Below are 24854 nucleotides of genomic sequence, written 5' to 3'. Positions count from 1 at the left end.
TCGCCTCCATGGTGGCACCGCGTGCCGCTCCCGCGCCAGGCCTCCTCCCCAACCCGTGCCCCGCCCGCGTAAAGCCTCGGCAAGGCTTTCCCCCGAGACTTTCAATACGAGACGGTCCCGTATCGAAATGGGTCTAGGGTCGTTCCCATGACCACTCCCGCCGCCTCTCAGGGCCCCCAGGGTCCCCCGGACTCCGCGGGCGCCCGCGTGCCCGAGTCCGTGCACCGCCGCCGATGGGTGATCCTCGGCGTGCTCATGCTGAGCCTGTTGATCGTCGTCCTCGACAACTCGATCCTGAACGTCGCGATCAAAACGATCTCGACCCCCGAGCCCATCGGCATCGGCGCCTCGCAGAGCGAGCTCGAGTGGGCCATCAACGCGTACACGCTCGTCTTCGCCGGCCTGCTCTTCACCGCCGGACTGCTCGGCGACCGCATCGGGCGCAAGAAGGTCCTCATCGGCGGACTCGTCGTCTTCGGCATCGGCTCCGCCCTCGCCGCCGAGTCCGGTTCGCCGGTCCAACTCATCGCGTTCCGCGCGGTGATGGGCCTCGGCGCCGCCTTCGTCATGCCGGCGACGCTCGCCGTCCTGATGAACGTGTTCGAGAGGGACGAGCAGCCGAAGGCCATCGGCATCTGGGCCGGCGGCGTCGGGCTCGCCATCGCGATCGGGCCGATCACCGGCGGACTGCTCCTCGACCACTTCTGGTGGGGCTCGGTCTTCCTCGTGAACGTGCCGATCGTGATCATCGCCATCGCGCTGATGCTCGCGCTCGTGCCGGACTCCCGGGACCCGAAGCCCGGCCGTGTCGACCTCGTCGGCGTCGCGCTGTCCATCGTCGGACTCGTGCTGCTCGTCTACGGGATCATCAAGGGCGGCGACGAGGGCGACTTCACCAGCGCCCAGGTGCTGGCCACCATCGCCGCGGGCCTCGCCGTCCTGGTCGCCTTCGTGCTGTACGAGAAGCGCAGTGACCACCCGTCGTTCGACATCAACTACTTCAAGAACAAGGTGTTCTCGGCCGCCATGGCCGGCATCGCGCTGGTCTTCTTCGCGATGATGGGCGTCACGTTCTTCGCGTCCTTCTACATCCAGAGCGTGCGCGGCTACTCGCCGTTGCAGACCGGCGCGTTCCTGCTGCCGCTGGCCGCCGCGCAGCTGATCTTCGCGCCGCGCGCCCGGCTCGTCGTCGACAGGCTCGGCGTCCGTGTCACGACGACCGGCGGCCTGGTGCTGCTCGCGGCGATGCTCGCCGCGTTCACGCTGCTCGACGAGGACAGCCCGATGTGGGTCATGGAGATCATCTTCTTCTTCATGGGCACGGGTATGGCCCACGTCATGACGCCGACCAGCGTCGTGATCATGCAGGCGCTGCCGCGCGAGAAGGCGGGTTCGGCCTCCGCGCTCAGCAATACGTTCCGCCAGGTCGGCGGCGCGCTCGGGATCGCCGTGCTCGGCTCGGTGCTGGCCACGGCGTACAAGAACGGGATCGCGGACCAGCTGCTCCCGCTGCCCGCAGGGCTCCGGGACGCCGCGGGCGCGTCCATCGAGGCCACGCTCGGCGTCGCCGAGAAGCTCGGGCCGCGCGGCGAGGCGCTGGTCGTGGCGGCGAACGACTCCTTCGTGCACGCCATGCACGTCACCGCGCTGTGCGGTGCGGGGGTCGCGCTGCTCAGCGCCGTCCTCACCGGGCTCTTCCTGCCGCGCAAGCCCAAGGACCCGCCGGCCGAGCAGAGCGGTGAGCAGCCGGAGAAGGTCGGCGCGGGCCATTGATCCGGCACCGAGCTGCTGGTTGAGAGAATGCGCCGGGGTCCGCCGCGGCGGCGGACCCCGGGGCGCGGCGAAAGGCGGAGTGCGGTGGACGCGGGCACGGGACCGGCCGAGGGACACACGCGGCGGCGGAGGATTCCCGGGCCCCCGGAGCCGGCCGCTCCCGCGCGCGGGCGCCCGCGCAGCGAGGCCGTCGAGCAGGCGATCATCGAGGGCGTCATCCAGCTGCTCGAACAGGGCGTGCCGCTCACGGAGCTCTCCATCGAGCGCATCGCCCGTACCGCGGGCGTCGGCAAGGCCACCATCTACCGGCGCTGGAGCGGCAAGGAGGAGCTCTTCGTCGACGTCGTCGCCACCATCGAGGAGCCCGATCCCGCCGACCTTCCCGGCACCTCGATGCGCGACGACCTCGTGCGGCTCCTGGAGCACATGCGCAGACGCGGCCTCAGCATGCGCACCTCCGCCCTGCTGCACAACGTCCTGGCGCAGATGAAGACGCTGCCGCGGCTCTGGGACGCGTACCAGGAGCTGGTCGTGGAGCCCCGGCGGCGCGCGACGCACGACGTTGTGCGGCGCGGGGTCGCCGAGGGGGAGCTGCCGGCGGGCACGGACGTGGGGTTCGCTGCGGATCTGTTCACCGGGCCGATGCTGCTGCGCACCGTGATGCGCTCCGACGCGCCGCTCGCGGAGGACCTGGCCGAGCGGATCGTCGATACGGTGCTCGCGGGGCTGCGCGCGGGCCGCTGACGGGGGCCGGGCGCGCGTGCCGGGTGACGACGGCCCCGTGGACGATGTGCGGGTTTCGTCACAGCGTCCCTCGCGGGCCGGTCGTACGGAACTCAGGACGCCGCCGCACACGTCCCCCTGACCATAGAGGAACGGAAAGCCGCTGCTCATCGCCTACTGTTTTCGGGCGAGGGCAGCGGGCACGGCAGAGTTGAGGCGACGACGGCATGGCGCAGGCGTACAAGGGTGGCGACGGCAGCGGGACCGGGACCGCCGGACCGGGAGCCCGGCCGGGACGTCAGGGCGGCCGGCCGCTGGGGGACCGCGGTTACTGGCGGCGCGGCATCGTTCTCGCGGTGCTCGCGATCCTGCTGGCGCTGGTCATGCTGCTGCACGCGCAGATCCCCAACACCGTCGGCAACCTCGGCTCGTTGACCGAGACGTTCCTGCCGTGGCTGGGCGTCTTCGTTCCGGTGCTGCTGGTCCTGGGCCTCGTCCGCAGGTCGGCGACGGCCGTGGTCGCGGTGCTCGCCCCGGCGATCGTCTGGTTCAACCTCTTCGGCGGGCTGCTCACCGACAAGACGGACAGCGGCGGCGACCTCACCGTCGTCACGCACAACGTCAACGCCGAGAACTCCGATCCGGCCGGCACCGCGAAGGACGTCGCCGCGTCCGGCGCGCAGGTCGTGGCCCTGGAGGAGGTGACGGCCCAGGCGCTGCCGACGTACCGGGACGCGCTGGCGAGCGCCTATCCGTACCACGCGGTCAAGGGCACGGTCGGGCTGTGGAGCAAGTACCCGCTCTCCGACACGCAGCCCGTGGACATCAAGCTGGGCTGGACGCGGGCGCTGCGCACGACCGTCGCGACGCCGCAGGGCAAGGTCGCGGTGTACGTCGCGCATCTGCCGTCGGTGCGGGTGAAGCTCAACTCCGGGTTCACCGCCAGCCAGCGCGACAAGAGCGCGGACGCGCTCGGCGAGGCGATCGCCGACGAGCCGATCGAGAAGGTCGTCCTCCTCGGCGACCTGAACGGCACCATGAACGACCGGGCCCTGAACGGGGTCACCGCCCAGATGCGCTCCACGCAGGGCGCGGCGGGCAGCGGCTTCGGGTTCAGCTGGCCGGCCGCGTTCCCGATGGCGCGCATCGACCAGATCATGGTCAAGGGTGTGGAGCCGGTCACGTCGTGGACGCTGCCGCGGACCGGGAGCGACCATCTGCCGATCGCGGCGCGGGTCGACCTGTGACGGCTGATGGTTCGCCGCTCGTCACGGCGCCTTAACCTCACGGAATAGTCGATGGGCGAGACTTTGTTCCGTACGTAAACTTACGTACTCCACACGTACGCGTTCACGTACGGACGCACCACCCTCCCGCCGTCGCAACCGAAAGTTCCTCCATGCCCCTCGCCCTGCTCGCGCTCGCCGTGGGCGCCTTCGGCATCGGCACGACCGAGTTCGTCATCATGGGCCTGCTGCCCAACGTCGCCGACGACCTGGGCATCTCGATCCCGGACGCCGGACACCTCGTCTCCGCGTACGCGCTCGGGGTGGTCATCGGCGCGCCGCTGCTCGCCGCGGTCACCGCGCGGATGCCGCGCCGCCGGGTCCTCATCGGCCTGATGGCGCTGTTCGTCGTCGGCAACGCGGTGTCGGCGGCGGCCCCCGACTACCACTCGCTGATGCTCGCGCGCTTCGTCAGCGGCCTGCCGCACGGAGCGTTCTTCGGCGTCGGCGCGGTCGTCGCCACCTCGCTCGTCGCCCCGGAACGCAAGGCCCGCTCGGTCTCCCTGATGTTCCTCGGCCTGACCATCGCGAACGTCGTCGGCGTGCCCGCCGCGACCGCGATGGGGCAGCAGCTGGGCTGGCGCGCCACGTTCCTCGCGGTCAGCGCGATCGGTCTGGTCGCGATCGCGGCGCTGCTGGCGCTGGTCCCGGCGGACCACGGCCACGGCGAGACGGCCGCGGGCCTGCGCGGCGAACTGCGCGCCCTGAGGTCGCTCCCGGTCTGGCTCGCGCTCGGCACGACGGTCGCAGGATTCGGCGCGCTCTTCGCGGCGTACAGCTACATCACGCCGATGCTCACGGACGCGGCGGGCTACGCGGAGGCGTCCGTGACCGTGCTCCTCGCGCTCTTCGGCGTCGGCGCCACGATCGGCAACCTCATGGGCGGCCGCCTCGCGGACCACTCCCTGCGCGGCACGCTCTTCGGCGGCCTGACGTCCCTGGCCGTGGTCCTGGCCCTCTTCCCCCTCCTCATGCGTGCGGAGTGGAGCGCGGCGCTCGCCGTCTTCCTCCTCGGCATGGCGGCGTTCACGACGGGCTCCCCGCTCCAGCTGATCGTGATGGAGAAGGCCTCCGCGGCCCCCTCCCTCGCCTCGTCCGCGAACCAGGCGGCCTTCAACCTCGCCAACGCCGGCGGCGCCTGGATCGGCGGCCTCGCCCTCGCCGCGGGCTTCGGAGTCACCTCCCCGGCCATCACGGGCGCGGCCCTCGCGGTACTCGGCGTGGGCGTCGCATCGGTCGCGTACGCGGTGGACCGCGGCCGGGCCGCGACGACCCCCGGCCGCTTGGTGGCCTCCCACATCCCGTCGGAACAGGAACCGGCGCGACGCTGAGCCGCGCCGGTTCACCGGACCGCGTGGAAGAGGGCGGGGTACGCGCGCGTACCCCGCCCTCGTGCGTCAGCCCCGGTAGCCCAGGACCGTCATCATGCCCGCCTCCGAGTGGTACACGTTGTGGCAGTGGAGCATCCACAGGCCGGGGTTGTCCGCGTCGAAGTCGGCCGTGACGGTGGCGTTCGGGAGGACGATCGCCGTGTCCTTGCGGGGGCCGTTCGGGAGGGCGAACGTGTGGCCGTGCAGGTGGACCGGGTGCCACATGGACGTCGTGTTGGTGAAGACCAGACGGACCCGTTCGCCCGCGCGCAGCGGGTAGCGCTGGTCCGGGTCGTACGGCTTCTTGTTGAACGCCCAGTCGTACTTGGCCATCCCGCCCGTGAGCCGCAGCTTGATCGTGCGGTCCGGCTTGCGGGCGGACAGGGCCACGGAGTCGTCCGCGCGGAGCTTGTCCGCCGTCAGGAGGCGGCCGTCCAGCTCCTTGGGGCGGGCCGTGGCGGACGGTGCCGAGCCCGAGGCCGTGCGCAGCACCGCGAGAGCCGACGCCTTCTTGCCCTCCGCGAGCGCCGTCAGCGGGAACACCCCGTCGCCCGCCGTCACCAGCACGTCGTACCGCTCGCCCATCCCGAGCAGCAGCGCATCCGTCTTCGCGTGCCGCACCGGGAAGCCGTCCGTGTGCGTCACCGTCATCTCGTGGCCGCCGAGCGCGACGCGGAACGCCGTGTCGCCGCCCGCGTTGACGAACCGGATCCGGATGCGATCGCCGGGGCGGGCCTCGAACGACGAAGGGGCTTGTGGCGTACGGCCGTTGACCAGGTAGTGCGGGTACTTCACGTCGCCCGCGTCGCCGCCCAGCAGATCGCTCTTCGCGCCCATCATCATGCGGGAGGGGCCGGCCGGGGTCTCCTCCGTACGCATCGACATGCCTTCCATCCCCGGCATGTCGTGGCCCGAGTGACCGCCACCGGAGGAGCCGCTTCCGTGGTCCATCCCCGCCCGCAGCTCCTTGAGCACCGCGTCCGGGGTCGAGCCGGCCACCCCGTCGACCCAGTCGTCGAGGACGACCACCCACTCCTTGTCGTAGGAGAGCGGCTCCTTCGGGTCCTCCACGATCAGCGGCGCGTACAGGCCGCGGTCCTGCTGCGTGCCGGAGTGCGGGTGGAACCAGTACGTGCCGGGGTGCGCCACCTTGAAGCGGTACGTGAAGTCGGCGCCCGGCGCGATCGACTTCTGGGTCAGGCCCGGTACGCCGTCCATGTCGTTGCGCAGCGCGATGCCGTGCCAGTGCATCGACGTGGGCTCGGGCAGGTGGTTGGCGAGGGTGAGGGCGAGCGTGTCGCCGGCCGTGACCCGCACCTCCTTGCCGGGCAGATCGCCGCCGTACGACCAGGACTTGACGGTGCGGTCGCCCAGGTCGAGCGGGCTCGCGGCCGCCGTGAGCCGGACCTCGCGGACCCGGCCGCCGGAGCCGCGCTTCTTCTCGGCGGCGGCGACCTCCTTGCCCGCCGGGTCGATGTAGCCCTGCGGCGCGGCGCCGTTCGCCGCGTGGCCTCCGTGGCCCGACGACGAGCCGGAACAGGCCGCCAGAGCGCCCGTCCCGGCCGCGGCGACCGCCGCGCCGAGCAGGGTGCGTCGAGTGGGGGTGCGCGGAGTCTCCTTGCGCATGCGTGTGTACCTCGCTGTCGATGAACTGTCGGTGAAGGTGGATTCAGGCGTGCGAAAGCGCGCGCAGGCCTAAATGCGCAGTACCGACAGCTCGGACAGGAGTCTTCGCGGCGGGGGAGGGTTCGGGCGCTGGGCGAGGGCCATTCCGCGGGCCCGCGGCCCCGGCGCCACCGCCGCGAGCAGCGGGCGCAGCACGACCGCCGTCAGCAACAGCAGCGTGAACGAACCGAGCACCGCGAGGCACACGTTCAGCGGATCCATGCCGCCGTGGCCGGGGGAGTCGGGGCGCTCGTGCGCTGTGACGGGGGTGCTGTGCGGGGAGTCGTGCCCAACCATCGCGGTGTGCGCGCTCGGCATCGGCATCGCCCCGTCGTGCCCCGCCCCGTGCCCTGACGGATGCCCCAGCGTATGCATCCCGACGACGCCGAAGAGCAGCGCGGCGAACAGCAGCAGCCGCTGCCACCGCCCCGTACCGCTCCGCGTCCTCGCCATGCCCGCACCCTACCCCCACCCGGTATCCCGCGAGGTGCGGCCTCCCCCTCCCGCACCGATCATGAGCCCATGACGACTGCGGACAACCCAGGGCAAAGCGATCAGGTCGCGGACGACGGCAACCGCCGCCAGTTCATCTCCTGGATCACCCTCGGCCTGATGACGACGGCCTCCGTCGCCAGCCTGCGGCCCTCGCCCTCCATGGCGCTGTACGGACTCGCCGCGATCTTCCTCTACCTCCTCCCCGCCGTCGTCTTCCTGCTGCCCACCGCCCTCGTCGGCGCCGAACTGGCCTCCGGCTGGACGGGCGGCATCTACCGCTGGGTCAGCGAGGCGCTCGGCAAACCGCTCGGCTTCATCGCCGTGTGGTGCCAGTTCGCGATGACCATCGCGTACTACCCGAGCCTGCTCGCCTACGTCGCGTCCACCTTCGCGTACGTCATCCACCCGAGCCTCGCCGAGAACGGCCTGTACGTCGCGATCTGCATCGTCGTCCTGTACTGGGCGGGCGTGTACGTGAGTTCGCGCGGCACGAAGACCATCGCCGGCCTGTCGTCGCTCGGGCTCATCATCGGCACGCTCATCCCCGGTGTCGTGCTCGTCGTGCTCGGCATCGTCTTCCTCGGGCAGGGCAATCCGTCCGCCGCCCCGATGACCGCCGACCACTGGCTGCCGCCGTGGACGGGCCTCGCGAGCCTCGTCCTCATCGTCAACAACTTCCTGTCCTACGCGGGCATGGAGATGAACGGCGTGCACGTGTCCTCGCTGCGCAGCCCGCGCGCCGAGTACCCGCGCTCGATCTTCCTCGCCACCGGGCTCGTACTCCTGATCTTCATCCTGCCCGCCCTCGCCATCAGCTGGGTGATGCCCGCGAAGCAACTCAGCCTGACCGCGGGCCTCATGCAGGCGTTCCAGGCGTTCTTCGACCACTTCGGGGTCGGGTGGATGACGCGGATCGTCGGCGTGATGCTGGTGTGCGCGGCGCTCGGCGGCATGCTGACCTGGCTCGCCGGACCCGCGAAGGGGCTCGTGCTGCTGTCCCGGCAGGAGGGATACCTGCCGCCGTTCCTGCAGAAGTTCAACAAGTACGGCGTCCCGCAGAACGTGATGATCGCGCAGGGCGTGCTCACCACGCTCATCGGCGTGCTCTACGCCTTCAGCGACAACGTCTCCAGCCAGTACTGGATGTTCTCCGTCATCACGATCCAGATCTATCTGGTCGCGTATCTGCTGATGTTCGTGGCCGTCGTGCGGCTGCGCCGCTCGCAGCCGGACGTGCCGCGCGGCTTCGTCGTCCCGGCCGTCACCGCCGTCGCGGGCGTCGGGTTCGTGGCCTCCGTGCTCGCGCTCGTGATCGGCTTCGTACCGCCGGACCAGTACGACACCGGGCCGCTGTGGCGGTATCTGCTGATCGTCGGCGGCGGGCTGCTGCTCCTCGGCATCGCGGCGCCCGTCGCGTTCCTCAAGTACCGCAAGCCGAGCTGGATCCACCCGGACCACCGGGACCCGGTCGTCGGCGAACAGCAGTGAGCCCCAGTGGTCCGGGTGAGCGCCCACCCGGACCACTGGGGCCGTCGTGATGTCAGCGGCGGTACGAGCGCACGTAACCCGGAGCCGGCGAGCCGACCCCCGTCACGTCGTCGTAGCCCCTGACGGCCTTCAGGGAGGCGTCCTTGCCGAGGCTGCGCACCGAGGTGAGCAGGCCCTCGGAGGAGTCGTAGCTGTTGGCGTAGTCGACGCGGACCACGGCGAGGTCCTTGCCGGTCGGCTTGTCGACGACGTCGTGGTACTTCGCCGAACCGTACCGGTCGTAGATCGCCGGGTTGGCGAAGCCGAGCGCCTTGCCGCCGCCCGTCTGCTGCGCGAGCGCCTGCACACCCGCGATCACCGGTGCGGCGAGCGAGGTGCCGCCGATGCGGTACTCGTCGTAGCCGAGCGAGCCGTCGGGCATCGTCTGCGTCTGGCCCACCAGGAAGCCGGTGTTCGGGTCGGCGATCGCGGAGATGTCCGGGACGACGCGGTTCTGGCCGCCGTTCGCGCCCGCGAGCGCGTCCGGCACGACGCCCTTCTGGTAGTCGGGCTGCGCGACCGTCTTACTGGTGCCGCCGCCCGCGCCGGAGGTGTACGCGCCCGGGAAGTCGGTCCAGCTCTTGCCGTCCGCCGCCAGGTTGGACTTCAGCGTGCCCCAGCCGGTCTCCCACTGGTACGTGTCGCCCTTGCCGACCGCGAGCGAGGTGCCGCCGACCGCCGTCACCCACGCCGAGTTGGCGGGCGTGTCGACCTGCTTCGTACCCGTCGACGCGACGTTGTCGCCGTTGTCGCCGGAGGAGAAGTAGAAGCCGATGCCCTCGACGGCGCCCAGCTGGAACACCTGGTCGTACGCGGCGGCCAGCTCGGGCGTCTGATTGGCCTCGATGTCGCCCCAGGAGTTGGAGACGATGTCGGCCAGGTGCTTGTCGACGACCTTGCCGAGCGAGTCGAGCAGATCGTCGTCGTAGCAGGAGGCCGCGCCCACGTACGTGATGTCGGCGGCCGGGGCCATCGCGTGCACGGCCTCGACGTCGAGGGTCTCCTCGCCGTACCAGCCGGCCGCGTCGCACTCCTTGGTCTTCGTGTACTGCTTCGGCAGCACCTGCTTCAGCTGCCCGGAGTTGTAGCCCGCGTCCCCGTGCTTCCTCGCGTACGTCGCCGCGTCCTTGGCGATGGTCGGCGAGGCGTACGCGTCGGTGATCGCGACCTTCACACCCTTGCCGGTCGCCTTCCCGGCGCCGTACGCGGCACGCAGCTGCTTGCCGGTGTAGCCCTTCGGGGCGTACGGGACCTTGCCGCCGTACGCGTCCGGGAGCGTGCTCGCGGTGTTGGAGCCGTAGTACGTGGAGAACGGGCCCGCGTTGCGGAACACGGCGCTCGGGGGCGGCAGTTGGTCCTGCTTCGTCGCCTTGTGCGGGGCGCTGTCGAGGCCGGTCACGGTGAGCACGGCGCCGTCGAGGGACGCGGGCACGGAGGCGGCGCCGGACGGGGCGCGGTAGGTGTGGCCGCCCTTCTTGTAGTCGTGCAGCTGGGTGCCGAAGGCCTTCTCGGTGGCGGCCACGTCGCCCGACACGGAGAGATAGTGCGCGGTGGAGCCGGTCACGGTCAGACCTGCGGACTTCAGCCAGGCCGTGACCTCGGCTATCTGCTCCTTCGTCGCCCCGAAGCGGCTGCGCGCCTCCTTGGCGCTCAGGTACTTCTGGTACTTCCCCGACTTCGGGTCGGACACGTCCTTCGCGTACTGGGCGAGGCCCTTCGCGTCCCGGCCCGCGAGGTAGACGCGCGCGGTGACCTTGCCGCCGTCCGCGGTGTCGCCCTTGTCGGCGGCGCCGGTGGCCCACAGCGGCCTGGTGCCGGAGAGGGTGTCGCGGCCGTCCGGCTGGGCGTGGGCGGGCGCGGCGAGGGCGAGGGCGCCGGCGAGCAGCGGAAGGGTGGCCGCGATGCTCAGGCCCGCCCGGGTGCGGCGTGCGCCGCGATTGGATCTCATGTGGAACCCCCCTGGATAGAGGTACTGGAGATGCTGAGGTGCATGTGTAATGCACACGCAGAGAGGCCCACTCTTGCCAACAACCGTTCACGCGAGGGAAATGGGACGATCAAGAAGACGTCAAGTCGGCTCAACTCCGGTCGGGATAGGCTGATTTGGGCGCATCGCGGGGTGCGGCGGGGCCGGTCGTGCGGGCCCTCGTGGACCGTCCGGCGGCGCGGCCCGGAAGGCGGGCACTATGACGCCGAGGGCTTCGGCAGGCACTATGAACACATCACCGGCCGATCAGTGACGATCAAGGTCGGCAACGCGCCGGAAACGGGCGTGTGGTGGGATGTGACCAGGCCCTCCAAACGGCGTGGGAGCAGTAGGCCTGACCAGCAAGGATGGGTGGAAGCGAAAGATGGACAAGCAGCAGGAGTTCGTGCTCCGCACCCTGGAGGAGCGCGACATCCGGTTCGTACGTCTGTGGTTCACGGACGTGCTGGGCTTCCTCAAGTCGGTGGCCGTGGCCCCGGCCGAGCTGGAACAGGCGTTCGATGAGGGCATCGGCTTCGACGGCTCCGCCATCGAGGGCTTCGCCCGCGTCTACGAGTCCGACATGATCGCCAAGCCGGACCCCGGCACCTTCCAGGTCCTGCCGTGGCGCGCGGAGGCCCCCGGCACGGCGCGGATGTTCTGCGACATCCTGATGCCCGACGGCTCGCCGTCCTTCGCCGACCCGCGCTACGTGCTCAAGCGGGCCCTGGCCAAGACCTCCGACCTCGGCTTCACCTTCTACACGCACCCCGAGATCGAGTTCTTCCTGCTCAAGGACAAGCCGCTGGACGGCACCCGCCCGGTGCCCGCCGACACCTCCGGCTACTTCGACCACACCCCGCAGAACGTGGGCATGGACTTCCGCCGCCAGGCGATCACGATGCTCGAGTCGATGGGCATCTCGGTCGAGTTCAGCCACCACGAGGGCGCACCGGGCCAGCAGGAGATCGACCTCCGCTACGCCGACGCGCTCTCCACGGCGGACAACATCATGACGTTCCGCCTGGTCATGAAGCAGGTGGCGCTGGAGCAGGGCGTGCAGGCGACCTTCATGCCGAAGCCCTTCTCGGAACACCCGGGCAGCGGAATGCACACCCACCTGTCCCTCTTCGAGGGCGACAGGAACGCCTTCTACGAGTCGGGCGCCGAGTACCAGCTCTCCAAGGTCGGCCGCTCCTTCATCGCGGGCCTGCTGCGCCACGCGGCGGAGATCTCGGCCGTCACCAACCAGTGGGTGAACTCCTACAAGCGCATCTGGGGCGGCTCCGAGCGCACGGCGGGCGCCGGCGGCGAGGCCCCGTCCTACATCTGCTGGGGCCACAACAACCGCTCGGCCCTCATCCGCGTCCCGATGTACAAGCCCGGCAAGACGGGCTCGGCGCGCGTCGAGGTCCGCTCCATCGACTCGGGCGCCAACCCGTACCTCACGTACGCCGTCCTCCTGGCGGCCGGCCTCAAGGGCATCGAAGAGGGCTACGAACTCCCGCCGGGCGCCGACGACGACGTCTGGGCCCTCTCCGACGCGGAACGCCGCGCGATGGGCATCGAGCCCCTCCCGCAGAACCTCGGCGAGGCCATCGCCCTGATGGAACGCTCGGAACTGGTCGCGGAGACGCTGGGCGAGCACGTCTACGACTTCTTCCTCCGGAACAAGAAGCAGGAGTGGGAGGAGTACCGCAGCGAGGTCACGGCGTTCGAGCTGCGGAAGAATCTGCCGGTGCTGTAGGGGCAGGTCAGAGCGGTTTCGCACCGCATCAGGCTTTCGGGGCCGTCGGTCACAGACCGGCGGCCTCGTTGTGTGCGGTGGGGCTGGGCCGTGTGTGGGCGGGAGGGGGAGTTGTGCTGGCCGAAATGGTGCTGCTCTCTGTGATCGCATCCTTACGTCATGTCAGTGGTGCGTGCTGTCATATGACGAGAGCAGGGGCTCGCCAACGTGGCTGACCTGAGGGGGAGTTCGTTCATGGGGGCACGGAGCGAGGGGCATATGAGTGGCGGAGCGAGGTCGCGGCCTTCGGTCGTGTTCCGGTGAGCGGTCGTCGCTCGGCGCGGCGCACGGCCCGCCGTCGGGTGAGTCGTCGCTCCAGGAAGAAGGACGAGCAGCTCGCGCTCCTGGGCGGTGCCGTCGTGGCGGTCGGTGTGGTGATTGCCGCTGTGCGGTGGCTGCTCGTGCACTGGTGGCCCCTCGTCCTCAACGCCGTGATCGCCTCGGTCGTGGGCGTTTTCTGGTTCCACCAGGTCCGGCAGCGGGACGAGTGGCAACGGGTCCGCGCCCGGTCGCTACGGCTGCGCATCGCGGAGACGGACGCGCTGGATCACCGGGCGTTCGAGTTCGCCGTCCGGGACCTGATGCGCCGGGACGGCTGGACGGCCGAGCGGATCGGTGGCGCCGGCGACGTACGGGCCACCGACCCGGCCGGTCGTATCTGGGCGATCCAGTGCAAGCACCGCCGTGACGGGGACCGTGGCCCGGCCGTCGGCGTGGGGGTGCTGCGGCAGGTCAACGGAACGGCCCGGCAGGTCCACGGGGCGGATGTCGCGGTCGTGCTCACCAACGGGCGGTTCTCCTCGAAGGCCGCCCCATGGGGCCGGGAGCACCGCATCCACCTCGTCGACCGACGGCACGGTCCTGATCAGAAGGGGAGGTGGGCCACGTGATCCTGACGCTCAACGTCGCGGTCCTGCTGGCCGTGATCATCTACTTCCGCATAGGTCGGAAGGGCCAGTTCCAGAGCAAAGCCAACCAGTGGACGACCGTGTTCATCGTGCTGGTGTTCGGCGTGCTGATCGCGCCGACCGGGTTCGGGCAGGGGATTCTCGCCGTCCTGGGCAACGTCGTGCAGAGCATCTCGGCCGCCGGTAGCCCGTGAGGCATTGGTCTGCCAAGGCAGGGGCGAACGTTCCGGGACCCGCCCGGTCTACAACGCGTCCCGCAACGGCACAGCGGAGCGCTTTCGGTATTCCTGGATGGACCAGCCGTTGCCGTCCGGGTCGGTGAAGTGCATGAAGGTGCCGCCGTCGTCGGGGGCGTACTGGACCGGTTCCGAGACGTCCAGGCCGCGGGCGCGGAGCTCCTCGTAGGCCGCCTTGATGTCGCTGACGCACAGTTGCAGGCCGTGGTACGCGCCCGGGGTCGCGGTGCCCGTCGGTGACGGGACGCCCGCGGCGAGGGTGACCGAGCAGCCGGAGCCGGGCGGGGTGAGCTGGACGATGCGGGCGCCGGGCATCACCTCGCGGTCGACGTCGCAGCGGAAGCCGACCTTGTCGACGTAGAAGGCTTTGGACCGGTCGATGTCCGACACCGGCAGGCCGATTACCTCAAGGGTCATTTCCATGGGGACAAGGTAGGGGCGAATCGTCGGTTCCGGGCCGGTGCGGACGCCGGTGCTCGGTGTTGCGTGCTCAGCGTTCCGACAGTGGTGCCGGCGCCTCCTGGACCGTCCAGCCGTTGCCGTCCGGGTCCGTGAAGAACATGAACGAGTTCCACACCTCGCCGGGGCCCTCCTGCCACCCCTGCGGACCGGCGTGCTGCACCGTGCTGACGTCGACGCCGCGTGTCAGCAGCTCCTCGCGCGCCGCCGCGATGTCGGTGACGCAGACCTGGAGCCCGGTGAGCGAGCCGGGGGCCAGGGCCGGCTGGCCAGGCGCTCCGGGCAGGCCCTCCGCCAGGGAGATCGAGCAGCGCGAGCCCGGTGGCGTGAGCTGAACGATGCGGATGCCGGGGGCCACCTGGCTGTCCAGGTCGACCTTGAAGCCCACCTTGTTCGCGTAGAAGTCCTTGGCGCGGTCCACGTCGGAGACGGGAACGACGATCACCTCGAGGGTCCATTCCATGACCGGTGCCTGTCCTCTCATGAGTGCCCGGCGGTCATTCGAACCGCCAGCGCGTCTGCGTGAACTGTTCGCCCTTGCCGAAGCCGAAGACCGTGCGCGGCGTCACCGCGAAGACCAGGGCCGGGCCCTCTCGGCCCTGGAACGCGCCGTCGGCACGGACCTCGAAGTGCCAAGCCGGACCGTACTTCGCCTCCCACGCCTTGGCGAGGGAACGCAGCCGTTCCGTTTCCGTGATCCGCACCGCCCACCCCTCGACCACCACGTCGAAGCCCGCGGCCCACGCGTTCGTGCCGGTGGTGAGGACGACCTCGGGGTTCTCCGCGACGTTGAGCGACTTGCGCTCGCGCTCGCCGGAGGTGAAGTGCAGCGCGCCGTCCAGCCAGACGGCGATGAGCGGTGTGACATGGGGGCGGCCGTCGGGGCGCACCGTGGAGATCCAGAACAGCTCGGCGCCGGTCAGCAGCCGTTCGGCCGCCGCCCACGCGGTGGGTTCGGCGCCGGGGGAGCTGTAGCGCGGGTCGATCGACGTGTGCGGCGGGCCGGTGCCGGTGTGCGCGTCGTACTCCATCGTGGGCGTTCCTTTCCTTGTACGTGGCCACTCGTACACAAGTGGGGACCTGCCACGGCCCCACAACTCATCGGTGCGGCCCGGGGCGCAGTAGGCTCAAGGCCACCGTTGATCGAACAGGAGGCCGGGCGATGATGTCGGTGCCGCACGAAGGGGGACGGTGGACGGGCGGCCGCAGAAGCAGCACCTTCACCCGGCTGCTGCGACTCGGCTTCACCGATCCGTCCACCGCCGAGCGGCTGCTCGACGCCCCCGCGCTGTCCGCCGTGCGCGCCGACCCGCTGCTCCTGGACGCGCTCGGCGCCGCCGCCGACCCGGACCTGGCGCTCCTCGGCCTCGTCAGGCTGGTCGAGGCGCAGGAGGACGAGACGGCGCGGCGCGAGCTGCTCGACACGCTCGTCGCCGCGAAGCCGCTGCGCGACCGGCTGCTCGGCGTGCTCGGTTCCTCCGAGGCGCTCGCCGACCACCTCGCCCGGCACTCGAAGGACTGGCGGGCCCTGGTCACGTACGAGGCGAACGATCTGCACCCCGGTGTGGAGGAGTTCGAGCAGGGGCTCGCCGAGGCCACCGACGAGGTGTCGCTGCGCGTCGCCTACCGGCGCTGCCTGCTGTCCATCGCGGCCCGCGACGTGTGCGGCACGACCGACATCACCGAGACCGCCGCCGAACTCGCCGACCTGGCGACGGCGACGCTGCGCGCGGCCCTCGCCATCGCCCGTACGGCGTCCCCGGCCGACGCCGCGCTGTGCCGGCTCTCCGTGATCGCGATGGGCAAGTGCGGCGGCCACGAGCTGAACTACGTGTCCGACGTCGACGTCATCTTCGTCGGCGAGCCCACCGACGGGTCCGCCGACGAGGGCAAGGCGATCCAGGCCGCCACCCGGCTCGCCTCGCACATGATGCGGATCTGCTCCGACACCACCGTCGAGGGCACCATCTGGCCCGTCGACGCCAACCTGCGCCCCGAGGGGCGCAACGGGCCGCTCGTGCGCACCCTCTCCTCGCACCTCGCCTACTACCAGCGCTGGGCCAAGACCTGGGAGTTCCAGGCGCTGCTCAAGGCCCGCCCGGTGGCGGGCGACCTCGACCTCGGCGAGGAGTACGTCGAGGCCGTCTCGCCGATGGTGTGGCAGGTGTCCGAGCGCGAGAACTTCGTGCCCGACGTGCAGAAGATGCGCAAGCGGGTCGTCGCGAACATCCCCGTCGGCGACGTGGACCGCGAGCTGAAGCTCGGGCCCGGAGGGCTGCGCGACGTCGAATTCGCCGTGCAGCTCCTGCAGTTGGTGCACGGCCGCGCGGACTCGGCGCTGCGCAGCGGTACGACCCTGAACGCGCTCGCCGCGCTCGCCGACGGCGGATACGTGGGCCGGGTCGACGCCGTGCAGCTCGACGACGCCTACCGGTTCCTGCGCACGCTCGAACACCGCATCCAGCTCTACAAGTTGCGCCGCACCCACCTGGTGCCCGAGGACGATGCCGACCTGCGCCGCATCGGCCGCTCGATGGGGATGCGCACGGAACCCATCACGGATCTCAAGCGCGCCTGGAAGCGGCACACGTCCGTCGTCCGCCGCCTGCACGAGAAGCTGTTCTACCGGCCGCTGCTAGACGCCGTGGCCCAACTCGCCCCGGGCGAGACCCGGTTGCGCGCGGAGGCCGCCCGCGAGCGGCTCGTCGCGCTCGGCTACGCCGACCCGAGCGCCGCCATGCGCCACCTGGAGGCGCTGGCCTCCGGCGTCAGCCGCAAGGCCGCCATCCAGCGGACGCTGCTGCCGGTGCTGCTCGGCTGGTTCGCGGACTCCGCCGACCCGGACGCGGGGCTCCTCAACTTCCGCAAGGTTTCCGACGCGTTGGGCAAGACGCCCTGGTACCTGCGGCTGCTGCGCGACGAGGGGGCGGCCGCCGAGAACCTCGCGCGGATCCTGTCCGCCGGGCGCCTCGCCCCCGACCTCCTGATGCGCGCCCCCGAAGCGGTGGCGCTGCTCGGCGACGAGCGGGGCCTGGAGCCGCGCGGGCACGCCCAGTTGGAGCAGGAGGTGCTCGCGGCGGTGCGGCGGGCCGACGGCGGCGAGCAGGCGGTCACCTCGGCGCGCGCTGTGCGCCGCCGCGAGCTGCTGCGCACGGCTGCCGCGGACATCATCGCCTCGTACGGCACCGAGGACACCCCCGCCGTCGCCGACCAGGGCGCCCTGGTGGACCAAGTGGGCGCCGCCGTATCGGACTTGACCGCCGCCACCCTCGGCGGGACGCTGCGCGCCGTGGTCCGCGACGGCTGGGGCGACACCCTGCCCACCCGGTTCGCGATCATCGCCATGGGCCGCTTCGGCGGGCACGAGCTGAGCTACGGCTCCGACGCCGACGTGCTGTTCGTGCACCAGCCGCGCGAGGGCGTCGACGACCACGAGGCCGCGCAGGCCGCCAACAAGGTCGTCTCCGAGATGCGCCGGCTGCTCGCCCTGCCGAGCGCCGATCCGCCGCTGCTCATCGACGCGGACCTGCGCCCCGAGGGCAAGTCGGGCCCGCTGGTGCGCACGCTGGGGTCCTACGAGGCGTACTACCGCCGCTGGTCACTGGTCTGGGAGTCGCAGGCGCTGCTGCGGGCCCAACCGGTCGCCGGTGACGAGGAGTTGAGCCGCGCGTTCATCGACCTGATCGACCCGCTGCGCTATCCCGCCGAGGGCCTCGGCGACGACGCCGTCCTTGAGATCCGCCGCCTCAAGGCCCGCATGGAGTCGGAGCGGCTGCCGCGCGGCGCCGACCCCACGCTCCACACGAAGCTGGGGCGCGGCGGGCTGTCCGACGTCGAGTGGACGGTGCAGCTGATGCAGCTGCGGCACGGCTGGGTGGAACCGGGTCTGCGCACCACTCGCACCCGCGAGGCCCTCGCCGCCGCGTGCGCCGCCGAACTGATCCCTGCCGAGGACGCGGCGATCCTCGACGAGGCGTGGGTCCTCGCCACGCGCGTGCGCAACGCGGTGATGCTGGTGCGCGGCAGGCCGGGCGACACGTTCCCGTCGGACGGCCGCGAACTGGGCGCCGTGGGCCGGTACTTGGGGTACGACCCCGGCCACGTCGGCGACATGCTGGACGACTACCGCCGCACGACGCGCCGCGCGCGAGCCGTGATGGAGGAGCGGTTCTACGACGGGTGACGGTGCTGCGCGGCGCCGGGAGTTCCCGCCGTGCCGGGGTGGCGCCGGGAGGTTCCGTTGCGCGGCACCGGGGGCCGCCTTGCCCACCCTGCCGCCCAAGGCGGCAGATTGCCCAAGGCTGGGTCGGCATGATCAAGCCCCGCCGGCGATTGAGGCGCGGGGTCCGGGGCGGAGCCCCGTGGCGTGGGGGCGGTGCCGGTGTCAGGCGACCTTCGCCGACGTCGTCGCCGACAGCCACGGCAACCCCGAAGGCCCCCGGTGGGCCCGCGCCGTCGCCGCGGCCGCCCGCTCGTCCGCGGGAGCGTGCTCGCGGTGCAGCGCGCCGAAGGGGTGGGACGCGTCGCCCGGCGCCGCCACCCTCGCGCTCGTCGTGTCCTTGTGCACCGTTGCCGTGGCCATGAGACCGGCCCTCCGTCCGTACCGTCGAGGTCTGGACCTCCGACGATCCTCCGGGACGGGCCCCGGCGGCAGATGCCGTCGGTCGTGAACGCGCGGGACGAAGGTCCCGGAACCCTACGGGGCCCTTACGCGTCCAGCAGTACCCGACAGTGCGCGACGAACCCGGCGAGCGCCAGCTCGAACGCCGCGTCCGTGCGGCCCTCGGGCCCGGCGGCGAGGGCCCGTTCGAGCATCGGGGTCGCGCCCTCCTCCGTCGGCTCCCACATCGTGTCGGGCGCCGCCACGTCGAGCGCCGAGCCGAGCACCATGTTGTCGAGCGCGATGATCACCGGCATCACGTCCGGCAGCGCGAACCCGGCGTCGAGCAGCAGCGCCACCCCCAGCTCGTACTGTGCGAGCACCCGCGGCGCCCGCACCGGGTGGGTCGTCAGGAGCGGGATCGCCCTGGGGTGCGCGGCGAACGCGGCCCGGTAGGAGCGGGCCCACCCGGCGATCGCCTCGTCCCACGGGAGGCCCGAGGTCAGCGGCGTCTCGTCGATCGCGGAGCAGATCCGCTCGCGCAGCAGCTCCACGATGCCGTCCCGGCCGTCCACGTGGTGGTAGAGCGAGCCCGCCTGCACGCCGAGCCTGCGCGCCACCTGCGGGACGCTGAACTCGCCCTTCTCGTCGACGATGGCGAGCGCCGCCGTGGTGATCCGCTCCCGGTCGAGGAGGGGTGTGCGCGGCCGCCCCATCCAGATCCCTCCTCGGTGGCTCCACAAAATCGGGTCTTCCCGTATGCCCAACGGGAGGTTACATTGCGAAAACCAAAAGCCTTTAGATTTACGCCCGTCCGCAGTCCGGGCCGTCCGCCAGAGGGGCTTCCTGCCGCATGACCGTGACCTCCCCGAAGACCGAGAACGCACCGCCGAGCACCCCGACCGGCCTCCGCACAGGAAGCCTCGGCACGTCCGACATCGCGTTCTTCGTCGTCTCCGCCGCCGCCCCGCTCACCGTCATGGCGGGCGTCGCGCCCATCGCCATCTCCCTCGGCGGCGTCGGAGCCCCCGCCGGCTATCTGCTCGCCGGCATCACCCTCGCCGTCTTCGCCATCGGCTTCACCACGATGAGCCGCCACGTCACCGGCGGCGGCGCCTTCTACTCGTACATCGCGCAGGGCCTCGGCAGACCGGCCGGCATCGGCGCGGCGCTGCTCGCGATGGTCGGCTACAACGGCATGGAGATCGGCGTCTACGGACTCCTCGGCTCCGCCACGCAGGACACCGTGCACTCCCTGTTCGGCGCGGACGTGCCCTGGCTGCCGGTCTCCCTCGTGGGCCTGGCCCTGATCTGGTACGGCGGCTTCCGCTCGATCGACTTCGGCGCCAAGGTGCTCGGCGTCCTGCTCGTCGCGGAGACCGGCATCCTGATCCTGCTCGCGGGCGGGGTGCTCCTCAAGGGCGGCGCGCACGGACTGTCCCTGGCCTCCTTCGCGCCCGGCAACGTCCTCGTGCCCGGCACGGCCGCGGTCCTCGCCTTCGCGTTCGCCGCGTTCACCGGCTTCGAGTCGACCGTCATCTACCGCCGCGAGGCCCGCGACCCGGACCGCACCGTGCCCCGCGCCACGTACATCGCGGTCGCCTTCCTCGGCCTCTTCTACGCCTTCACCGTCTGGATCGCCATCCAGTCCTTCGGCGACGCGGCCGTCGTGAAGGCGGCGGGCGACGACCCGGCGAACCTCTTCTTCACCGCGATCACCACCTTCGTCGGCGGCTGGGCGGCGGACCTGATGCACGTCTTCATCGTCACCAGCGTCATCGCCTCGCTCCTCGCCTTCCACAACGCCATCAACCGGTACGCCCTCGCCCTCGCCGACGAGGGCGTGCTGCCGCGCTCGCTCGCCCGCATCCACCCCAAGCACCGGTCCCCGTACGTCGCCGGGCTCGCGCAGACGGTGCTCGGCGCGGTCGTCGTGCTCGGGTTCTGGGCGGCGGGCGCGGACCCGTACGACCAACTGCTGCTGTGGGTCAACACCCCGGGCATGCTGGGCCTGATGGCCCTCCAGCTCCTCGCGGCGCTCGCCGTCCCGTTCTTCTTCCGCCGGATCACGCATCAGGAGGGCGTGCTGCGGACGGTCGTCGCGCCGGTCGTGGCGACGGTTCTCCTAGCCGTCGCGATCGGGTTGGTGGCCACGCACATCGACCTCTTCACGGGTGCGTCTCCGCTGGTCAACTGGATCCTCATGGCGGTGGCGCCGGCGGTGTTCGTCCTGGGTCTCGCGCTGGCATGGCGCCTGAAGCGGTCCCGTCCGGAGACGTACGCACGGTTCGGCCAGTAACAGGCCGACGCCACGGGGCTCTGCCCCGAACCCCGCTGCTCAATCGCCGCAGGGGCTTGAATTGCAGAAACGGAGTCACCCCCGCCTCATGTCCTACGCCGACCTCCTCCTCACCGACACCCACGTCCGTACCCTCGACCCGGCCCGGCCGGAGGCAACCGCCGTCGCTGTGGCCGGAGGTCGCATCGTGGCTGTGGGCGATACCCGCGACCTCGTACGGGACTGGCAGGGCCCCGGCACCGAACGGATCGACCTCGACGGCGCCCACGTCCTCCCCGGGTTCGTCGACTCCCACAGTCACCCCGTCTGGGGCCTGGAGATGGCCACCGGCGTCGACCTCAGCGGCGTACAGGACCTCGACGGGCTCCGCGCCGCCCTGCGCACAGCAGATCGGCTCGACGGGTGGGTCGTCGGGTGGGGGCTCGACCACAACGCCTTCGAGGGGCGGCCCATCCACCGCGAGCTGATCGAGGACGTGCTCGGCGGTGCGCCCGCCTTCCTGCGCCTGTACGACGGCCACTCCGCGCTGGTCAGCGGCGCCGCCCTGGACGCCGCGCGGATCACGGGGCCGCGGGAGTTCGCCCAGCGGGCCGAGATCGTCTGCGACGGCGAGGGGCGGCCCACCGGATATCTCGTCGAGCACGCCGCCATGGACCTGGTGTACGAGGTCGCGCCCCGGGCCTCCGCCGCGGACCGCCGCTCCGGGCTCGTCGATCTGCTCAGCACCATGGCCGCCACCGGGCTCACCGGCGCGCACGTCATGGACGGGTCAGGGCTCGAGCTGCTCGCCGCCGTCGAGGAGGAGACGGAGCTGCCGATGCGGCTCACCGTCTCGCCCTGGTGCATGCCGGGCGTGGACCGGGCCGGGCTCGACGAGCTGGTCGCGCTGCAGAAGCTCGGCGGGCGCCGCTGGCGGGTCGGCGGGGTCAAGTTCTTCATGGACGGCACCGTCGAGGGCGGCACCGCCTGGCTGGAGCACGCCGACTGCCACGGTCAGGGCACGGACGCGTTCTGGCCGGACCCGGCGGCGTACAGCGCGGCCGTACGTCATCTGCACGCGGCCGGGGTGCGCACCGCGACGCACGCCATCGGCGACGCGGCCGTCCGGCACGCCCTCGACACCATCGAGGCGCTCGGGGAGAGCGGCCGGAACGCGCACCGCATCGAACACATCGAGTCCGTGCCCGACGACACGATCCCGCGGTTCGCCGCGCTCGGCGTCGCCGCGTCGATGCAGCCCCCGCACACCGCGTACACGAAGGGCGACCACAGCGACGAGTGGTCCAAGCGGCTCGGCGACGCGCGCGCCGCCCGCGCCTGGCGCACCCGTGACCTGCGGGACGCCGGCGCCGTGCTCGCGCTCGGCTCCGACTGGCCGATCGCCCACTACGACGCCCGCAACGTGCTCGCCATGGCGCGGGTGCCGGAGGGGGCGGCGGGTCCCGCTCAGGGGCTCACCGGCCTCGAAGCGCTGGAGGGCGTCACCTCGCACGCGGCGATCGCCGCAGGTCAGGCGGCGGAGGGCGGCCGGATCGCGGTCGGCCTGCGCGCGGACCTCACCGTGCTCGGCCTCGACCCGGTCACGGCCCCCGCGGACGAGGTCGCCGAGGCCCCCGTCGTCCTCACCGTGACGGACGGCCGGATCACGCACCGGAGAGCCTGAGCCACGGGGGAGGGGCGGCACCGCACGGCGCCGCCCCCCCCTCGACAGGCCTCAGGCCTTGATCGGCATCAAGGGTGGGGTCACCAGGCGCGGCAGCGCGTACGGCAGCGCCCCGTACCAGGCCCGCGCCACCGCGAACCCGAACGCCAGGCACAGCATGCCGCCCACCGCGTCCAGCCAGAAGTGGTTCGCGGTCGCCACGATGACCACCAGGGTCAGCGCCGGGTACACGAGCCCGAGGACCCGCACCCACGGCACCGAGGCGAGCGCGAAGATCGTCATGCCGCACCACAGCGACCAGCCGATGTGCATCGACGGCATCGCCGCGTACTGGTTCGACATGTTCTTCAGGTTGCCCGAGGCCATCGAGCCCCAGGTCTGGTGCACCGCGACCGTGTCGACGAAACCGCCGCCGCTCATCAGGCGCGGTGGTGCCAGCGGATAGAAGTAATAACCGACGAGGGCGACCGCCGTCGTCGCGAACAGCGCGAGACGGGTCGCCGCGTAGCGGCCGGGATGGCAGCGGAACAGCCACACCAGGACGCCCAACGTGATGACGAAGTGCAGTGTCGCGTAGTAGTAGTTCATGCCGACGATGAGCCAACTCACCGAATTCGCGGCATGGTTGACTGCCTGCTCGACGGCGATGCCGAGGCTGTGCTCGGCCTGCCAGATCCAGTCGGCATTGCGCAGCGCCTGTGTCTTCTGCTCCGGGACCGCGTTGCGGATCAGGGAGTACGTGTAGTAACTCACCGCGATCAGCAGGATCTCGAACCAGAGCCGCGGACGCCGCGGCACCCGAAGGCGACGCCCGACGCGGTCTTCCGCGATGGGTGATGAAGTGGCCCCTTTACGGCCTTCACGTGTCGTCACGGTCGATTCACCCATAGGCACAGAGTCTGCCAGATTGCGACCCCACGTCCGATCATCCCCTGGGCGGGTCACGGGCGCACCCGCTACGCCCTACGGACGAGGCCGAACCCCTACGGACACCGCTGCCGACGCGGCTGTGGAGCCCCGCACCACCAGCTCCGGCATGAACACGAATTCGCTCGGCGGTGCGGGCGTGCCGCCGACCTCCTCCAGCAGCGTGTGCACCGCGGCCTGACCCATCGCATGCACCGGCTTGCGGATCGTGGTCAGCGGCGGATCGGTGAAGGCGATCAGCGGAGAGTCGTCGAAACCGACCACGGAGACGTCCTTCGGCACGTCCATGCCGCGCTCGCGCACCGCCCGAATGGCGCCGAGCGCCATCATGTCGCTCGCGCAGACCACCGCCGTGCAGCCCCGGTCGAGCAGCGCCGACGTCGCGGCCTGCCCGCCCTCCAGGGTGTAGAGGGAGTGCTGGACGAGATCGTGCTCCATCTCGTCCTCCGGCAGGTCGAGCCGCTCCGCCATCGTGCGTACGAACCCCTCGATCTTCCGCTGTACGGGAACGAAGCGGCGCGGACCTACGGCCAGGCCGATCCGGGTGTGGCCGAGCGAGAGCAGATGCGTCACGGCGAGCCGGGCCGCCGCCCGGTCGTCCGGCGAGATGAAGGGCGCCGCTACCCCCGCCGCGTACCCGTCGACGAGCACGAAGGGGACGCCCTGGCCGCGCAGGCGCTCGTAGCGCTGCGTGTCGGCGGTGGTGTCGGCGTGCAGCCCGGAGACGTAGATGATGCCGCTGACGTCGCGGTCGACGAGCATCTCCGTGAGCTCGTCCTCGGTGGAGCCGCCGGGCGTCTGGGTGGCCAGGACCGGGGTGTAACCCTGCCTGGTCAGGGCCTGCACCACGACCTGGGCGAGCGCCGGGAAGATCGGGTTCTCCAGCTCCGGGGTGATCAGGCCGACCAGGCCCGCGCTGCGCTGCTTGAGGCGCACGGGGCGCTCGTAGCCGAGCACGTCGAGGGCGGCGAGGACGGACTGACGGGTGGCCGCGGCGACCCCCGCCTTCCCGTTGAGCACGCGGCTGACGGTCGCTTCGCTGACCCCCGCTTGGCTTGCGATGTCGGCTAGGCGTGCGGTCACGGGACGCGACCTTACCCGTCACTCGCCGCATTGCCCACCGAACGGGAAGTACCGGGCGGGCAAGCCGGGTTGGGCCGCCGCCACCCGG

General features: G+C 71.3%; 21 protein-coding genes. 11 read left to right on the top strand and 10 right to left on the bottom strand.

Going from position 1 to position 24854, the window contains the following annotated elements:
• Nucleotides 1-147 precede the first annotated feature (147 nt).
• From ACZ7L4_RS15915 to ACZ7L4_RS15900, 4 genes are all read left to right on the top strand, one after another.
• Nucleotides 148-1773 (top strand): DHA2 family efflux MFS transporter permease subunit, encoded by a 1626-nt coding sequence (locus ACZ7L4_RS15915; protein ID WP_472102885.1) that lies wholly within the window; start codon nucleotides 148-150, stop codon nucleotides 1771-1773.
• Between the two features lie 84 nt (nucleotides 1774-1857).
• On the top strand, nucleotides 1858-2517 hold the full coding sequence (locus ACZ7L4_RS15910; protein ID WP_450813917.1) for a TetR/AcrR family transcriptional regulator: 660 nt from the start codon (nucleotides 1858-1860) through the stop codon (nucleotides 2515-2517).
• 206 nt (nucleotides 2518-2723) lie between these two features.
• A complete protein-coding gene (locus ACZ7L4_RS15905) occupies nucleotides 2724-3743 on the top strand; it encodes an endonuclease/exonuclease/phosphatase family protein (protein ID WP_472102883.1) in 1020 nt (339 codons plus the stop codon).
• Between the two features lie 152 nt (nucleotides 3744-3895).
• Nucleotides 3896-5113, top strand: a complete 1218-nt coding sequence (locus ACZ7L4_RS15900) for an MFS transporter (RefSeq protein ID WP_472102881.1) — start codon at nucleotides 3896-3898, stop codon at nucleotides 5111-5113.
• Nucleotides 5114-5179: 66 nt separating this feature from the next.
• Here the strand turns inward: ACZ7L4_RS15900 and ACZ7L4_RS15895 are convergent, their stop codons facing one another.
• On the bottom strand, nucleotides 5180-6778 hold the full coding sequence (locus ACZ7L4_RS15895) for a multicopper oxidase family protein (protein WP_472102879.1): 1599 nt from the start codon (nucleotides 6776-6778) through the stop codon (nucleotides 5180-5182).
• 69 nt (nucleotides 6779-6847) lie between these two features.
• The gene (locus ACZ7L4_RS15890) at nucleotides 6848-7270 is read right to left on the bottom strand and encodes a DUF6153 family protein (RefSeq protein ID WP_472102877.1); all 423 of its coding nucleotides are present in this window, start codon (nucleotides 7268-7270) and stop codon (nucleotides 6848-6850) included.
• Nucleotides 7271-7339: 69 nt separating this feature from the next.
• Between ACZ7L4_RS15890 and ACZ7L4_RS15885 the strand changes: the two genes are divergently transcribed.
• Entirely contained in the window at nucleotides 7340-8800 is a 1461-nt protein-coding gene (locus ACZ7L4_RS15885) for an APC family permease (protein WP_472102875.1), read from the top strand.
• 52 nt (nucleotides 8801-8852) lie between these two features.
• Here the strand turns inward: ACZ7L4_RS15885 and ACZ7L4_RS15880 are convergent, their stop codons facing one another.
• Entirely contained in the window at nucleotides 8853-10787 is a 1935-nt protein-coding gene (locus tag ACZ7L4_RS15880) for a S53 family peptidase (RefSeq protein ID WP_472102873.1), read from the bottom strand.
• Between the two features lie 403 nt (nucleotides 10788-11190).
• Between ACZ7L4_RS15880 and ACZ7L4_RS15875 the strand changes: the two genes are divergently transcribed.
• From ACZ7L4_RS15875 to ACZ7L4_RS15865, 3 genes are all read left to right on the top strand, one after another.
• Nucleotides 11191-12552 (top strand): glutamine synthetase family protein, encoded by a 1362-nt coding sequence (locus ACZ7L4_RS15875; protein WP_385768450.1) that lies wholly within the window; start codon nucleotides 11191-11193, stop codon nucleotides 12550-12552.
• 299 nt (nucleotides 12553-12851) lie between these two features.
• Nucleotides 12852-13481: a restriction endonuclease gene (locus tag ACZ7L4_RS15870; protein ID WP_472102872.1), complete on the top strand. Its 630-nt coding sequence runs from the start codon at nucleotides 12852-12854 to the stop codon at nucleotides 13479-13481.
• Nucleotides 13478-13693 carry a hypothetical protein gene (locus ACZ7L4_RS15865; RefSeq protein WP_326022277.1) on the top strand — a complete coding sequence of 72 codons (216 nt, stop codon included), beginning with the start codon at nucleotides 13478-13480 and terminating at the stop codon, nucleotides 13691-13693. Before ACZ7L4_RS15870 ends, ACZ7L4_RS15865 begins: the two co-directional genes overlap by 4 nt.
• A 48-nt stretch (nucleotides 13694-13741) precedes the next feature.
• On the opposite strand, the gene ACZ7L4_RS15860 is transcribed toward ACZ7L4_RS15865, so the two are convergent.
• The 3 genes from ACZ7L4_RS15860 to ACZ7L4_RS15850 form a co-directional block, all read right to left on the bottom strand.
• Nucleotides 13742-14158 carry a VOC family protein gene (locus ACZ7L4_RS15860; RefSeq protein ID WP_472102870.1) on the bottom strand — a complete coding sequence of 139 codons (417 nt, stop codon included), beginning with the start codon at nucleotides 14156-14158 and terminating at the stop codon, nucleotides 13742-13744.
• A 67-nt stretch (nucleotides 14159-14225) separates the two neighbouring features.
• Nucleotides 14226-14657: a VOC family protein gene (locus ACZ7L4_RS15855; protein ID WP_472102868.1), complete on the bottom strand. Its 432-nt coding sequence runs from the start codon at nucleotides 14655-14657 to the stop codon at nucleotides 14226-14228.
• Nucleotides 14658-14691: 34 nt separating this feature from the next.
• Nucleotides 14692-15225, bottom strand: a complete 534-nt coding sequence (locus ACZ7L4_RS15850) for a pyridoxamine 5'-phosphate oxidase family protein (RefSeq protein WP_472102866.1) — start codon at nucleotides 15223-15225, stop codon at nucleotides 14692-14694.
• Between the two features lie 134 nt (nucleotides 15226-15359).
• Here ACZ7L4_RS15850 and ACZ7L4_RS15845 point away from each other — a divergent pair, with 134 nt between their 5' ends.
• Nucleotides 15360-18377, top strand: coding sequence for a bifunctional [glutamine synthetase] adenylyltransferase/[glutamine synthetase]-adenylyl-L-tyrosine phosphorylase (locus ACZ7L4_RS15845; protein WP_472102864.1), 3018 nt, complete (start codon nucleotides 15360-15362; stop codon nucleotides 18375-18377).
• 201 nt (nucleotides 18378-18578) lie between these two features.
• Here the strand turns inward: ACZ7L4_RS15845 and ACZ7L4_RS15840 are convergent, their stop codons facing one another.
• Together ACZ7L4_RS15840 and ACZ7L4_RS15835 are read right to left on the bottom strand one after the other, a co-directional pair.
• Nucleotides 18579-18776 (bottom strand): hypothetical protein, encoded by a 198-nt coding sequence (locus ACZ7L4_RS15840; protein WP_472102863.1) that lies wholly within the window; start codon nucleotides 18774-18776, stop codon nucleotides 18579-18581.
• A gap of 125 nt (nucleotides 18777-18901) precedes the next feature.
• The gene (locus tag ACZ7L4_RS15835) at nucleotides 18902-19510 is read right to left on the bottom strand and encodes a TetR/AcrR family transcriptional regulator (RefSeq protein ID WP_472102861.1); all 609 of its coding nucleotides are present in this window, start codon (nucleotides 19508-19510) and stop codon (nucleotides 18902-18904) included.
• 137 nt (nucleotides 19511-19647) lie between these two features.
• Here ACZ7L4_RS15835 and ACZ7L4_RS15830 point away from each other — a divergent pair, with 137 nt between their 5' ends.
• Nucleotides 19648-21093 (top strand): APC family permease, encoded by a 1446-nt coding sequence (locus ACZ7L4_RS15830; protein WP_472102859.1) that lies wholly within the window; start codon nucleotides 19648-19650, stop codon nucleotides 21091-21093.
• Nucleotides 21094-21181: 88 nt separating this feature from the next.
• Complete coding sequence (locus tag ACZ7L4_RS15825) at nucleotides 21182-22756, top strand: amidohydrolase (protein WP_472102857.1); 1575 nt, start codon at nucleotides 21182-21184, stop codon at nucleotides 22754-22756.
• Between the two features lie 51 nt (nucleotides 22757-22807).
• On the opposite strand, the gene ACZ7L4_RS15820 is transcribed toward ACZ7L4_RS15825, so the two are convergent.
• Both ACZ7L4_RS15820 and ACZ7L4_RS15815 read right to left on the bottom strand, forming a co-directional pair.
• Nucleotides 22808-23644 carry a phosphatase PAP2 family protein gene (locus ACZ7L4_RS15820; protein ID WP_472102855.1) on the bottom strand — a complete coding sequence of 279 codons (837 nt, stop codon included), beginning with the start codon at nucleotides 23642-23644 and terminating at the stop codon, nucleotides 22808-22810.
• A 75-nt stretch (nucleotides 23645-23719) separates the two neighbouring features.
• Complete coding sequence (locus tag ACZ7L4_RS15815) at nucleotides 23720-24766, bottom strand: LacI family DNA-binding transcriptional regulator (RefSeq protein WP_472102853.1); 1047 nt, start codon at nucleotides 24764-24766, stop codon at nucleotides 23720-23722.
• Between the last annotated feature and the right edge of the window lie 88 nt (nucleotides 24767-24854).

It is taken from the genome of Streptomyces sp. NPDC107575, assembly GCF_055657265.1.
This window is presented reverse-complemented; position numbering and strand designations above follow the sequence as displayed.